Genomic DNA, 11,725 nt, shown 5'->3' on the forward strand with positions numbered 1-11,725 from the left:
GTGCTAGTATATCTTCAGGAAAGAATATTCCGTTTCTTTCGATAAAAATCTGAAGTTCAATCTGTGCTTTTCTTGCCGTGGCGATATAATGCCAAAACCTGAATTCTAGGAAAACTGTATTTCTATCTTCTGCTTTCCTAATCTCGTCTTTTTGGGTGCCTGTCAGCCAATCCAATTGCAAGAACTCATTAAGTTGGGCCTGTGTTTTGTTGTTTAATTCTGGGTATTCCTGGTACGGCGCTACGGCGTTGAGAGTTTGATAAAAGGCTTCTTGTAACTTCGCCCATGCTTCAGGTAAAACTATAAAATCTCGTTCTTGTAATTTCAATACGCCGCTGAGCAGTGAATCGATTTCTACTCTCAGCCGTTGTATTTCCTTTGCTTGCTCATGCTTGTGGTGCTGTAAGCGTTCAGCAAACCGAGTTTCTATCCATTTTTGGCCAAGCCATTTGAAGAGACCGACAGCAGCTGCTGCTCCAATTCCTCCTGCAGAGAGGATGCTTAGAAGCAGTTGCCAGTTCTCTACCACAATATTTTCTCCACCGGCCTTCTCTCCGGCACCACGACCCGCTCCACCGTCCCCTCAAGCCAGCCCTTGCTGACATACAGCCCGCAGAAGCACGCGCCGAACTCGGCCACGTCCGCCTCGCGGTACTCGCACGGGCACACGATGTCGCGGTCGGCCTCGAACGTGCCATTGGCAAGGCGGCAGGGGCACGCCATGTACCCCAGCCGGTCCTTGTTGATAAGCAGGCTCTCCATGAGCGGCATTGTCATGCTCATGTCCGGGTTGAAGAAATAGCCCTTGGGCTCCTGGATCTTCTTCAACGCCTCAAAGAGTTTTTCCGGGGTCATTTCTTCAACGCCTCGTCGATCTTTTCCTGGTTGAAGCCCACCACGGCCTCGCCGTTGATGATGATGGTGGGGAACGACACCGAGGGGTTGAATTTCTTCACTTCCTCAACGGTCAGCTTGCGCTCTTCGCCGGTCAGCTGGTCAACGTGCACGCACTCGTACTTCACGCCGCACTGGTCCAGATATTCCTTGGCCTTTTTGCAATGAATGCAGGTGGACAGCGCGTAGACTTTCACGACTGGGGCCATGGGGTCGCTCCTATTGGCTTCGGTCTCCGGGGCGGAGGCCTGTGGTGTTTTACCGAACATGCGCGAAAACCAGTTGCCTGTCAAAGCCATTGCCGAATCCTCATGCGGGGTTGTGGTGATGTGCGGCCCTGCGTGGTCGATGCGGTCCGAGCGGGCGAGGCGCTTCTCCAGCCCGCGCGCGGCGATGGAGCAGGGCAGGCCGAGGCCAAGGTAGAGCAGGAACACCAGCGTCCAGACCTCGAAGGACAGGTATGTGGCGCTGACGAGTTCCTGCGCCTGGAAGGTCAGCTCTGGTATGCTGATGACGGACACGATGGCCGAGTCCTTCACCGTGGACACGAACTGCCCGGTGAGCGGCGGCAGCATGCGCCGGAAGGCCTGCGGCAGGATGACGGACAAGAGCGTGCGCCAGCGCGGGAAGCCGAGGGCCGAGGCCGCGTCCCATTGGCCGGATTCGACGGACTGCACGCCTGCGCGCACGATCTCGGCCACGTAGGCGCCTTCGATGAGCCCCAGGGTGACGATGGCGGTGAGAAAGCCCGGCATCTGCCCCAGAGGGCCGAAGAGAAAGCGCGCCGGGCCGTGCAGGGCAACGGGCAGCTGCGTCACTGCGGCGTCGAGGCCGAGGGCGGTAATGAGCTGGCCGGACAGGAAGTACGAGAACAGGAAGATGAGCACCAGGGGCGGCGTGTTGCGCACGGAGAGCACGTACGTGCCGCCGCACAGGCGCCAGAACAGGCGCGGGCTGACGCGCATGAGCCCGGCCACGGTGCCCAGCACAAGCGCCAGGGCCCCGGCCCACAGGCTCAGGCGGATGGTGGCCGCGAGGCCCGTCAGAAGCCGCCCGGTGTGGAGCTCCCCCGTGGCGGCGTCGGCGTAGATGAGGAACTGCGGAATGGCCGCCCAGTTCCAGCGATAGTTCAGGCGCTCCGCGGCGCCCTGGCCCAGCCAGAAGAGCGCGGCCCCGGCCAGCAGCAGCACCAGCGCGTCCAGCGGGCACAGCCGCAGACGCGCCGATGCCGCATGCCCGGCTCGGGCCTCCGCATCGCTTGGGGCCTGGGCGCTCACCCGTCGCTACTCCACCTGGTCCTTCCACTTGTCGGTGCGGAACCAGTAGTTGTGGCGTTCGGTCAGCCAGCCCTCGTCGTTCGCCATGCGGATCCAGCCGTCCAGGAAGTTTACGAAGTCCGGATCGCCCTTGCGCACGGCAAAGGCGATGGGCTCCTTGGTGAAGGGCTCGGCCAGGGGCAGCACCAGCTTATCCGGGTACTTCAGCGCTTGAAAGGCCGGGAAGGGGTCGGAGGCGACCACCGCGTGGGCCCGTCCGCTCAGCACTTCCTGAATGGTCTGCGCCTCCTGGTCGAACAGGCGCAGCTGGGCCTTGGGCAGGTACTTTTTGGCCGCGTCCACGGCGGTGGTGCCCTGGCGGATGGCCAGGATCACGTCCGGGCGGTCGAAGTCGGCCAGGGACTTGAACTTGCCGGCCTTGAGCTTGTCCGCCACGATGGACATGCCGGAGTACTCGTAGGGGATGGTGAAGTTCACCTTCATGGCGCGCTGGGGCTGTATGCTCATGCCGCCGATGATGATGTCGAACTTGCCGGAGAGAAGCGCCGGGATGATGCCCGACCACTGCGTGGGCTCGAACTGCACGGACACGCCCATGTCCTGGGCCAGGCGGCGCGCCACGTCGATCTCGTAGCCGATGAACTCGCCCTTCTTGTCCTGCATGGCCCAGGGCACGAAGGTGGAGAAGCCCACGCGCAGCACCCCGCGCTGCAGAATCTGCTCCACCGTGCCGCCCTTTGCAGCGTCCGTTTTTGCGGCCTGGGGGAGCGTCTGCGGATCGGACTTCGAGCAGCCCAGGGCCGCCAGAAGCAGCAGGGCCATGAGGAAAACGTTCAAGCGTTTCGTGAACATGGTGCGTCCTCCATACGTGTCAGGTGGGGTAGGCGAGCCTGCGCTCCAGGCTGGCCGCCAGGCCGGATAGGGTGGTGGTGACGATCCAGTATAGCGCGGCAACCGTAAACCATATCTCGAAGCTCAGAAAGGTCTGGGCCACAATCTCGCCTCCGCGCAGGGTCAGTTCGGCGATGGCGATGACGCTGGCGAGCGAGGTGTCCTTGACCAGCGACACGCTCTGGCTGGCCAGGGGCGGCAGCACGCGGCGCACGGCCTGGGGCAGTATCACCAGCCGGTACGCGGCGGCTCTGCCCATGCCCAGGCTGCGGGCGGCGTCCCACTGGCCCTGGTCCATGGACACGATGCCCGCGCGCAGGATCTCGGACACGTACGCCCCCTCGAAGAGCGAGAGGCCGAGCACCGCGCTGACGAGCGGGCTGATGCCCAGCGCCGGGGCCAGCACGAAATAGAGGAACAGCAGCTGGATCAAGAGCGGGGTGTTGCGCACGGCCTCGAGGTAGGCGCGCGAAAGCGCCCGCCCGGCCACGGAGCGCGAGAGCCTGAGCAGGGCGGCCAGGGTGCCCACGGCCAGCGCGCCCAGGCCGGAAAGGGCGGTGAGCTTCAGGGTCAGCAGCAGGCCGGTGAGGAGCGGGCCGGGCGCGCCCTGCGGCGTGACGAGGAAGACCGGGACGCGGTACCACTGCCAGTTGTAGCCCAGGCTGTCGGCCCCGCGCGCGATGAGCCAGAGCACTCCCGCAAGCGCCAGCAGGAAGCACAGCCAGTCACGCAGGACGGGCCAGGGGGTTCCGGCGGTGCGTGCGGGCGTGGGGTCAGGCATTCAGACGCGTCTCCGCCAGCAGCGGGTCCACCAGCCGCCGCACGGCGGCGGCGATTCCTTCCGGCGTCCCGCTTGCGTCCACGCTGCGGATGCGCTGCGGGAAGCGCGCGGCCCAGGCCTTGTAGCCCTGGCGCACACGGTCGTGGAAGGCCAGGCTCTCGGCTTCGAAGCGGCCCTCGGCCACGGTCTTGCCTTCGGCCTGGTTGCGGGCCACGGCGCGGGTCAGGCCCACCTCGGCCTCCAGGTCGAGCAGAATGGTCAGGTCCGGCCACAGGCCGTCCACAGCGAGGCTGTTCAGGCCGTGCAGCATGTCCGCGTCGAGCCCGCGGCCATAGGCCTGGTAGGCCACGGTGGAGTCCACGAAGCGGTCGCAGAGCACCACCTGCCCGGCCTCCAGGGCCGGGCGCACCACCTGGGCCACGTGCTGGGCGCGGTCGGCCAAGTACAGGAACAGCTCGGCCCGGGCGCAGAGGTCGCGGTTTTCGAGCGAGAGCAGCACCCGGCGCAGTTCGGCCCCGATGCGGCTGCCGCCGGGCTCCAGAGTCACGAGTACGCGCCTTCCCTGGGTTTCCAGATGCGCCTTGAGCAGCTCGATCTGCGTGGACTTGCCCGTGCCCTCTATGCCTTCAAAGGTGATGAACATGGCTAGTCCGATCCCAGCGGCAGGAGCAGGAAACGTTCGTCGATGTCCTGGGGCTTGGCCGCGGGCTTCTTGTCGGCCGCGTCCTTCGCGTCCTTCCCGCCCAGCAGGCCGAAGCCCGTCGCGGGTGCTTCCGGGGTGTGCGGGGCGCGGTACAGGTAGCGGTCCAGATAACGCTGGAAGGGCGTCCAGCCCTGGTCCGTGCCCTCAAGCTCGGCGTAGGCCCCGGCCATGGTGTTCATCTTGGCGTCGATGTTGTCCGCGAAGTGCAGGATGAAGGCCTCCGGCGTCTTGGGACGCTTGGGCGCGCCGAACTCGTACTCGCCGTGGTGGCTGATGATGAGGTGGCGCAGATGCAGGGCCAGGCCCTCGTCCAGATCCTTGGCCTTGGCCAGGAAAGGCTCGATGCGCGTGAGGCCCAGCTGGATGTGGCCAAGCAGCCTGCCCTCGTCCGTGTACTCGTGCGAGAGGCCGCTGGTGAGCTCCCAGGCCTTGCCCAGGTCGTGCAGCAGCGCGGCCACCAGCAGGATCTGGCGGTCCAGGTGCGGGTACAGGTCGGCCAGGGCCAGGCAGGTGCGGGCCACAGCCAGGGTGTGCTCCAGCAGTCCACCGGCGTAGGCGTGGTGCACGGCCTTGGCCCCGGTGGCGGGCAGAAGGCGTCCGCGCACCTCGGGGTCGGCAAGGATCTTCTTCATCAGTCCGCGCCAGGGCTTGTGCGTCAACTCGCGGCGGCACAGCTCTTCGACCTGCGCCAGCAAGGCTTCCGGGTCCACGGGGCTGGGCGGCAGGAATTCCGCAAGGTCGGCCTCGGCCACGTCCACCTCAGTGAGCTGGTCGATGGTCAACTGGCACTTGTCGCGGTAGTTGGCCGCCTGGGCGCGGACCTGCACCAGCTGCCCGGCGGAAAGGCCGGGGTGGGCCAGGGAGAGCGGGCTCCAGATCTTGGCCTCCATCTGGCCGGTCGCGTCCTGCAGCATCAGGCTCCAGTACGGGCCGTTTCGGGAGGTCCCGGTGCGGGCCTCGGCCAGAAGAAAATAATCCTGTATCGTCTGTCCGGGGCTAATGTCCCGTATGTACACAGCTTTCGCTATCACGGCCTTGCCAACTCCCTCATGTTGGGGTACTGCGCCTGTACCGCGCCGTGCGGCGGGCAGGGCGTCCCTTGTGACGCATCATTTGCCCTCAAGGGGCGTGGCTTGTCAAACCCGAACAATGGCTGAAGAACAGGGCCGAGGCCCTTTGCAAGGGAGTGTCCATGCGCATCCTGCTCACCAATGACGACGGCATCCAGGCCGTGGGCCTGCGCGCCATGCACAGGGCGCTTGCGGCCGCCGGGCACGAGGTCCACGTCGTGGCCCCGGTGACGGAGCAGTCCGCCGTGGGGCACGCCATCACTCTTTCCGCGCCGCTGCGCGTGAAGGAATTCCGCGACGAGGGCTTCTTCGGCCTGGGCGTCACCGGCACCCCGGCAGACTGCGTGAAGCTGGCCCTGTCCACGCTCATCAAGGACAGGCCGGACATGGTCATCTCGGGCATCAACGCCGGGGCCAACGTCGGGGTGGACCTCATGTACTCCGGCACGGTCTCCGCGGCCACGGAAGGCGCGCTCATGGGCTTTTCCGCCATGGCCGTGTCCATGGACGACTTCAACCCCAGGGATCTTTCCGGCCAGGCGGAATATGCCACGGCCCTGCTGCCCCGGCTGCCCCTGGCCAGCCTTCCGCAGAAGTGCGTGCTGAACCTGAACTTCCCGGCCCGGCCCATTGCCGAGGTGCTGGGTCTCAAGCTCTGCCCGCACACCCGCGTGGCCTACACGGACTGGTTTGAGGAGCGCCTGGACCCGCGCGGCCGCCCGTACTACTGGATGTGCGGCGAGCTGAAGGCCGAACGCATCAGCCCCGGGCGCGACCGCAGACTGCTCAGCGAAGGCTATGTGACCCTGACCCCGCTCAAGTTCGACTTCACGGATCACGAGACCCTGAACCTTTTGGAACCCATGCTTTCCGGCATGCTCAGTTGACAGGAAAATCAGAGCGTGACATGAGATAAAGTGTTTGCAGTTGTCATTTAGCGCCCCCTTCACGACCGCCAAGGAGGATTCCATGCCCCTCGTCTCACCCAAGGAAATGTTTGCCAAAGCCTATGCCGGCGGCTACGCCATCGGCGCCTTCAACGTGAACAACATGGAGATCGTCCAGGGCATCGTGGAGGCCGGCAAGGCCGAAAACGCCCCGTTGATCCTGCAGGTTTCCGCCGGGGCGCGCAAGTACGCCGGGCAGAACTACATCATCAAGCTCATGGAGGCCGCCCTGCAGGGCAACAACCTGCCTGTGGTGCTGCACCTGGACCATGGACCGAATTTCGATCTCTGCAAAGAGGTCATCGACGGCGGCTTCACCTCGGTCATGTATGACGGCTCGCACCTGCCCTATGAAGAAAACATCGCCGAGACCAAGCGCGTGGTCGAGTACGCCCACGCCCGCGGCGTCTGGGTCGAGGCCGAGTTGGGCCGTCTGGCCGGCGTGGAGGAGGACGTGAGCTCCGATGAGCACATCTACACCGACCCCGAACAGGCCAAGGACTTCGTGACCCGCACCGGCTGCGACTCCCTCGCCATCGCCATCGGCACCAGCCATGGCGCGTACAAGTTCAAGGGCGAGGCCAAGCTGGACTTCGACCGCCTGGACCGCGTGGCCCAGCTGCTGCCGAACGTGCCCATCGTGCTGCACGGCGCCTCCAGCGTGCCGCAGGAGTTTGTGGACATGGCCAACAAGTATGGCGGCCACGTTCCCGGCGCGCGCGGCGTGCCCGAGGACCTGCTGCGCAAGGCCGCCAGCAAGGCCGTGTGCAAGATCAACATCGACACCGACATCCGCCTGGCCATGACCGCCACCATCCGCAAGCACTTGGCCGAGAATCCGGCGGACTTCGACCCCCGTCAGTACCTGACCCCGGCCCGCACGGCGGTGAAGGAAATGGTTCAGCGCAAGATCAAGAACGTCCTGGGCTGTTCTGGCAAGGCCTAGGCGGAGAGAAATACCCGCGAAGGAGCGAGACGAAATGGCGACGAGAATTGGCATCAACGGCTTTGGCCGCATTGGCCGCTACCTGACCAGGCTTCTGGCTGACCAGCCCGGCCTGGAACTTACGGCCATCAACGCCCGGGCCACCAACAAGGACCTGGCGCACCTGCTCAAATACGACTCCGTGCATGGGGCATTCCCCCGCGTGGAGGGCAACGACAAGGGCTTCCTGCTCGATGGCAAGCAGGTCAACGTGACCCGCTTCGCCACGGGCGAGTGGAGCTGGAACGACATGGGCTGCGATATCGTCATCGAGTCCACCGGCAAGCTGAATGACCGCGCGGGCTGTTCCACGCACCTCGCCTGCGGGGCCAAGAAAGTCATCCTTTCCGCCCCCGGCAAGGAGATGGACTCCACCATCGTGGTGGGCGTGAACGACGCCGACCTGAAGCCGGAGCACAAGATCGTCTCCAGCGCCTCCTGCACCACGAACTGTCTGGCCCCGGCGGCCAAGGCTCTGAACGACGCCTTCGGCATCAAGCACGGCCTCATGACCACGATCCACTCCTACACCATGGACCAGCGCCTTCACGACGGTTCCCACAAGGACATCCGCCGCGCGCGCGCCGCCGCGCTCAACATGGTGCCCACCACCACGGGCGCTGCTCGCGCCCTGTCGCTGGTCATTCCGTCGCTCAAGGGCAAGCTCGACGGCTTCGCCATCCGCGTGCCCACCCCGGACGTGTCCATCGTGGACCTGACCTGCGAGCTTGACCGCCCGACCACCAAGGAAGAGGTCAACGCCGTGATGAAAGCCGCGGCCAACGAGAGCTTCGGCTACTGCGACGAGCCGCTGGTTTCCTCGGACTTCATCGGCAGCACCTTCGGCGGCGTGCTTGATTCCGGCCTCACCACCGTCATGGACGGCACCCAGGTGAAGCTCATCGTCTGGTACGACAACGAGGCGGGCTTCACCCACCAGCTGGTGCGGCTCATCAACAAGGTCGCCGCCTTCGGCTAGCCTTCTCCGCGTACACAATCCAAGAGGGGGCTGCGGCCCCCTTTTTTGCGCCTGGCGCCTGGGATGACCGCGCACGTATCAGTCACGGAAATGTTTTAAATAATGCCCGCCGCATATTTTTGCTGACTTTTCCATCCTGCGCAGATAGATATTGTTCGTAACCTGAGGAGGATGCCATGACGAAAACGCCTGATCGTTTTGAACGGTATTTCCGTACCTTGGCCGATGTGGCCCGGGTGGTGAATTCAAGTCTGGAGACCGGCAACGTTCTTTCCGCCGTCACTGAGCAAACCACCAAGGCCGTGCGCGCCAAAGGCTGCACCCTGCGCCTGCTGGACCGCTCGGGCAAACGCCTGCTTCCCAGCGCTGCCTTTGGGTTGTCCAAGGAATACTTCCGCAAGGGCTCCGTCGAACTTGCGCACAGCGAGGTGGACCGAGAGGTCCTCGCAGGAAAGACCATCCAGATCCCCAACGCCCAGAACGACCCGCGCTTCCAGTACGGCGAGGCCGCCAAAAAGGAAGGCATCGTCACCGTGCTCGTCACCCCGCTCATGGTGGACGGACACGCCATCGGCGTCATGCGCATCTACACCACCACCGAGCGCAGCTTCGACGAGGCGTCCCTGGACTTCCTGCACGCAGTGGCCGACATCTCGGCCATGGCCATCGAGAACGCCCGGCTGCACCAGGCTTTGAAAACCGATTACGAGATGCTGGCCTCCTACGAGCACCGCATCTTTGAAGACTAGGGGGCGACCATGTTGCGCATCGCGATCAACGGTTTCGGCCGCATCGGCAGACAGGTTTTGAAGGCCTTGTACGACAACCACCGGGACGTGGCCACCGTAGTGGCTTTGAACGATCTGTATGACGTCAAGACCAGCGCGCACCTGCTGGAGTTCGACTCCACCTACGGCAGGGCGCCGCATGCCGTGGCGGTGACTGAAGACGGGGGCATCAGCTACGGCGACTGGAAGGTTGCCTGCTACGCCGAGCGCGACCCGAAGAATTTGCCTTGGGGCGACCTGGGCGTGGATATCGTCATCGAGTCCACCGGCCTCTTCACCACCGGGCCCAAAGCCCGCGCCCACATCGAAGCCGGCGCCAAGAAGGTCATCATCAGCGCCCCGGCCAAGGAAGAAGACATCACCGTCGTCATTGGCGTCAACGAGCACCTTTACGATCCGGCCAAGCACAGCATCATCTCCAACGCCAGCTGCACCACCAACTGTCTGGCTCCGGCCGTCAAGGTCGTCAACGACGCCTTCGGCGTGGTCAACGGCCTCATGTGCACCATCCACAGCTATACCAACGACCAGCGCATTCTGGACATGCCGCACAAGGACCTGCGCCGCGCCCGCGCCGCCGCCCTCAACATTGTGCCCACATCGACCGGAGCGGCCAAGGCCGTGGCCCTGGTCATCCCGGAGCTCAAGGGCAAGGTGGACGGCTACTCGCTTCGCGTGCCCACGCCCACGGTGTCCATCGTGGACTTTGCCTGCACCCTTGCCAAACCGACGGACACGGAAACCCTGCGCGCCACTCTGAAGGCCGCCAGCGAGGGCCCGCTCAAGGGCATTCTGGGCTTCTCGGAACGGCCGCTGGTCTCCACCGACTTCCGCGGCGATCCCCGCTCCAGCATCATCGACGCCGAGTACACTGTGGTTTCCGGTTCCGGTCTGGCAAAGATCGTCACCTGGTACGACAACGAATGGGGCTATTCCTGCCGCGTGGCAGACCTCATCAAGCTCATGGCCGACAAGGGCCTCTAGGGATTTAGACATGCTTTATCTCAAGGACATCGAAGTTTCTGGCAAAAAGGTTCTCATCCGCGTGGACTACAACGTGCCCCTCGACGGCACCCGCGTCACGGACGACACGCGCATCCGCGAGAGCCTGCCCACCCTGCGCCACATCCTGGAAAAGGGTGGGGCGGCCGTCATATGCTGCCACCTGGGCCAGCCCAAGGGCGAGGTGAAAGCCGAGTTCTCCCTGGCGCCCGTGGCCGCGCATTTGGCCGGCCTGCTCGGCATGAGCGTGCCCCTGGCGGCGGACTGCATCGGCCCGGAGGTGAAAGCCAAGATCGCCGCGCTGAAAGGCGGCGAGGTGCTGATGCTGGAGAACCTGCGCTTCCACAAGGCCGAGACCAGCAAGGACCCGGCCGAGCGCATGGCCTTCGCCACCGAACTGTTGGCGGGCCTGGACCTCTACGTCAGCGACGCCTTTGGCGTGTCGCACCGTCCCAACGGCTCCGTCACCGAGGCTCCCCTGGCAGCGCCCAAGGCCTGCGCGGGCTTCCTGATGGAGAAGGAGTGGGAGTACCTGAACGGCGCGCTGAAAAGCCCCAAGCGGCCTTTTGTGGCCGTTTCCGGCGGCAGCAAGGTGTCCAGCAAGCTTGGCATCCTGAAAAACCTGTTGGGCAAGGTGGACCACCTCATCATTGGTGGGGCCATGGCCAACACCTTCCGCCTGGCCCAGGGCATCGACATGGGGGCTTCCCTGGTGGAGCGCGAGCTGCTGGACGAGGCCAAGGCCATCCTGGATTCCGCGGCGGACATGCGCACGCATATCCACCTGCCCGTGGACTTCGTGCTGGCCAGGAGCTTCAAGGACGACAAGGCCGAGGTGGCCTCGCACACGGGCGCCGTGCCCGAGGGGCTCATGGCCCTCGACATCGGACCCAAGAGCGTCCTCGTGTTCGCGGACATCATGAAGAACGCGGGCACGGTGGTCTGGAACGGTCCCATGGGGGCCTTCGAGAACCCGGCCTTCGCCGCGGGCTCCATCGGCGTGGCCAAGGCCATTGTGGCCTCGGGTGCGCTCAGCATCGTGGGCGGCGGCGATACCGACGCCGTGGTCCACGCCGCGCACCTGGGCGACAAGTTCAGCTTCATCTCCACCGGCGGCGGTTCATTCCTGGAATTCCTGGAAGGCAAGGAGCTGCCGGGCTTCAAGGCCCTCGAAGACGCCGCGAAGAAGTAGCCGGGCGTCGATCCTCACACGCGAAAAGCCCCCGCCGGGAGTACCTGGCGGGGGCTTTCTTCGTCTTGGGCAGGGCTATTTCGCCGCGCGGTCCGGGAACAGCGCCGTTCCCGCGTTGAGGATGGTCTCGGCCTTGACGCCCAGGGGCTCGATGCGCCGCTCCACCAGGGCTATCTCGTCGGCCGGGTCGAAGAGCGGGTAGTCGCTGCCGAAAAG

General features: G+C 64.6%; 13 protein-coding genes. 6 read left to right on the plus strand and 7 right to left on the minus strand.

Annotated elements, in window-relative coordinates; translation table 11 throughout:
• The 7 genes from VN419_RS08590 to VN419_RS08620 form a co-directional block, all read right to left on the minus strand.
• The coding region (locus VN419_RS08590; protein WP_325646510.1) for a hypothetical protein at positions 1-529 on the minus strand (529 nt) is incomplete at its 3' end.
• Positions 523-855: a ferredoxin-thioredoxin reductase catalytic domain-containing protein gene (locus tag VN419_RS08595; RefSeq protein WP_325646512.1), complete on the minus strand. Its 333-nt coding sequence runs from the start codon at positions 853-855 to the stop codon at positions 523-525. The genes VN419_RS08595 and VN419_RS08590, both read right to left, overlap by 7 nt.
• The gene (locus VN419_RS08600; protein ID WP_325646514.1) at positions 852-2,171 is read right to left on the minus strand and encodes an ABC transporter permease subunit; all 1,320 of its coding nucleotides are present in this window, start codon (positions 2,169-2,171) and stop codon (positions 852-854) included. Before VN419_RS08600 ends, VN419_RS08595 begins: the two co-directional genes overlap by 4 nt.
• A gap of 6 nt (positions 2,172-2,177) precedes the next feature.
• On the minus strand, positions 2,178-3,023 hold the full coding sequence (locus tag VN419_RS08605) for a transporter substrate-binding domain-containing protein (protein ID WP_325646516.1): 846 nt from the start codon (positions 3,021-3,023) through the stop codon (positions 2,178-2,180).
• Between the two features lie 19 nt (positions 3,024-3,042).
• Positions 3,043-3,843 carry an amino acid ABC transporter permease gene (locus VN419_RS08610; RefSeq protein WP_325646518.1) on the minus strand — a complete coding sequence of 267 codons (801 nt, stop codon included), beginning with the start codon at positions 3,841-3,843 and terminating at the stop codon, positions 3,043-3,045.
• Positions 3,836-4,486 carry a dTMP kinase gene (gene tmk, locus VN419_RS08615; RefSeq protein WP_325646520.1) on the minus strand — a complete coding sequence of 217 codons (651 nt, stop codon included), beginning with the start codon at positions 4,484-4,486 and terminating at the stop codon, positions 3,836-3,838. Before tmk ends, VN419_RS08610 begins: the two co-directional genes overlap by 8 nt.
• A gap of 2 nt (positions 4,487-4,488) precedes the next feature.
• Positions 4,489-5,577, minus strand: a complete 1,089-nt coding sequence (locus VN419_RS08620) for a 3'-5' exoribonuclease YhaM family protein (protein ID WP_325646522.1) — start codon at positions 5,575-5,577, stop codon at positions 4,489-4,491.
• A gap of 161 nt (positions 5,578-5,738) precedes the next feature.
• Here VN419_RS08620 and surE point away from each other — a divergent pair, with 161 nt between their 5' ends.
• From surE to VN419_RS08650, 6 genes are all read left to right on the plus strand, one after another.
• Positions 5,739-6,503 carry a 5'/3'-nucleotidase SurE gene (surE, locus tag VN419_RS08625; protein WP_325646524.1) on the plus strand — a complete coding sequence of 255 codons (765 nt, stop codon included), beginning with the start codon at positions 5,739-5,741 and terminating at the stop codon, positions 6,501-6,503.
• Positions 6,504-6,585: 82 nt separating this feature from the next.
• Positions 6,586-7,509 (plus strand): class II fructose-1,6-bisphosphate aldolase, encoded by a 924-nt coding sequence (gene fba, locus VN419_RS08630; RefSeq protein ID WP_325646528.1) that lies wholly within the window; start codon positions 6,586-6,588, stop codon positions 7,507-7,509.
• 34 nt (positions 7,510-7,543) lie between these two features.
• Positions 7,544-8,527 carry a type I glyceraldehyde-3-phosphate dehydrogenase gene (gene gap / locus VN419_RS08635; RefSeq protein WP_325646529.1) on the plus strand — a complete coding sequence of 328 codons (984 nt, stop codon included), beginning with the start codon at positions 7,544-7,546 and terminating at the stop codon, positions 8,525-8,527.
• Between the two features lie 176 nt (positions 8,528-8,703).
• Entirely contained in the window at positions 8,704-9,276 is a 573-nt protein-coding gene (locus VN419_RS08640; protein WP_325646531.1) for a GAF domain-containing protein, read from the plus strand.
• Positions 9,277-9,285: 9 nt separating this feature from the next.
• Positions 9,286-10,299, plus strand: coding sequence for a type I glyceraldehyde-3-phosphate dehydrogenase (gene gap, locus VN419_RS08645; protein WP_325646533.1), 1,014 nt, complete (start codon positions 9,286-9,288; stop codon positions 10,297-10,299).
• A 10-nt stretch (positions 10,300-10,309) separates the two neighbouring features.
• Entirely contained in the window at positions 10,310-11,509 is a 1,200-nt protein-coding gene (locus VN419_RS08650; protein ID WP_325646535.1) for a phosphoglycerate kinase, read from the plus strand.
• Positions 11,510-11,725: the final 216 nt, after the last annotated feature.

Source organism: Humidesulfovibrio sp., from assembly GCF_035560995.1.
Lineage (GTDB): Bacteria > Desulfobacterota > Desulfovibrionia > Desulfovibrionales > Desulfovibrionaceae > Humidesulfovibrio.